Origin of the sequence: Sandarakinorhabdus sp. (assembly GCF_031430775.1) — a bacterium.
GTDB lineage: Bacteria > Pseudomonadota > Alphaproteobacteria > Sphingomonadales > Sphingomonadaceae > Sandarakinorhabdus.
The window spans coordinates 1-1,655 of sequence record NZ_JANPCD010000044.1; the positions used below are offsets into that span (position 1 = coordinate 1).

A 1,655-nucleotide genomic window follows, 5' to 3' on the forward strand; every position below is an offset into this window, starting at 1 on the left:
CAAGGAATTCGTCGGCAAATGGGTCGATGGCCGGGAAATCCGGCGCGACTTCGACCTGTGACGCTGGGGGGCCGCGGCCGTGCCTGATGGCGTGCGCCGCCTGCTGATCCGCTATTCCCGGCTGTATGCCGTGCTGAAGGACACTGTCGCCGGCACCTGGGACGACGGCTTCACCCATGCCGGCAACATCGCCTATCTGTCGCTGGTCACGGTGTTTCCCTTTTTCATCCTGATCGCGGTGGTCGCCGGCGCGGTTGGCCGCACCGAGGATGGCCTACGTGCCGTGCAGGCGTTTCTGGGCGCACTGCCGGCAGATGTGGCGGCTCTGGTCGCCGCGCCCATTGTCGATGTCATCCAGGCGCGCACATCCGGCGGTGTTGTCACATTCGGTATCATCGTGACCATCTGGACGGTCAGCGGCTTTGTCGAAAACCTGCGCGCCATCATCCGCCGTGCCTATCGTGCGCCCTATCACCGCCAGGCCTGGCGATACCGGCTGATCGGGCTGGCGTTGGTGTTTGCCGCCGTTCTGGCGATGCTGGCCGCGCTGGCGGCGCAGGTCGTGCTGGGCGGTGCCGAGGCGTTTGTTGCGGGCCTCATGCCCGGCGCGATGCAGCCGGCGATGCTTGCGTTGTCGCGGCTGTTGCCCATGCTTGTGCTGATGGCGGCGCTGTGGGGCGCGTTCACGCTGCTGACGCCCCGGCGCTTCAACATGATCGGTTGCCCGACATGGCCGGGCGCATTGGTGACAACGCTGACATGGGCGATTACCTCGTGGTTGCTGCCCCGCACGGTGACGCTGTTTGGCGGCTATGCGATGACCTATGGCAGCCTTGCCGGGGTCATCATCGCATTGCTGTTTTTCTATATCATCGGGCTCGGGCTGGTCGTTGGCGCGCATTTGAACGCCGCACTCGCCAAGGACCGGCAAATATCGTTAAAGACCGAGTCACGGACTTTTGACACGGAGCTGCAATGAACAATCTGATGCAGGGCAAGCGCGGGCTCATCATGGGTGTCGCCAATGATCGCAGCCTCGCCTGGGGCATTGCCAAGGCCATCGCTGCACAGGGCGGCGAACTGGCGTTCTCGTTCCAGGGTGAGGCGCTGGAAAAGCGCGTGCGCCCGTTGGCAGAGGGGCTGGGCGTTGCCCGGCTCTACCCTTGCGATGTCACCGACATGGCCAGCATCGATGCGATGTTCGACGCGCTCAAGGCCGAATGGGGGACAATCGATTTCGTCGTCCACGCCATCGGATTTTCTGACAAGAACGAACTGCGCGGCCGCTATGTCGATACCAGCCTCGACAATTTTCTGCTGACCATGAACGTCAGCGTGTTCAGCTTCACCGCCATCGCCCAGCGGGCCATCACGATGATGCCGAACGGTGGCTCGCTGCTGACGCTCAGCTATTACGGCGCCGAAAAGGTCATTCCGCACTACAACGTCATGGGCGTTGCCAAAGCGGCGCTGGAAACCAGCGTCAAATATCTGGCGATGGATCTTGGGCCGCAGAATGTCCGCGTCAACGCCATCAGCGCCGGCCCTATCAAGACGCTCGCCGCCAGCGGTATCGGTGATTTCCGCTATATCCTGAAATGGAACGAGTATAATTCGCCGCTGCGCCGCAATGTCACCATCGAGGATGTCGGCGG

General features: G+C 62.6%; 2 protein-coding genes. Both read left to right on the forward strand.

The genetic code is table 11. From position 1 onward, the window contains the following. Window positions 1–79: 79 nt before the first annotated feature. Window positions 80–979 (forward strand): YihY/virulence factor BrkB family protein, encoded by a 900-nt coding sequence (locus RMQ73_RS02425; RefSeq protein WP_310496392.1) that lies wholly within the window; start codon window positions 80–82, stop codon window positions 977–979. Beyond that, on the forward strand, window positions 976–1,655 hold a 680-nt coding region (locus RMQ73_RS02430; RefSeq protein WP_310496393.1), incomplete at its 3' end, for an SDR family oxidoreductase. The genes RMQ73_RS02425 and RMQ73_RS02430, both read left to right, overlap by 4 nt.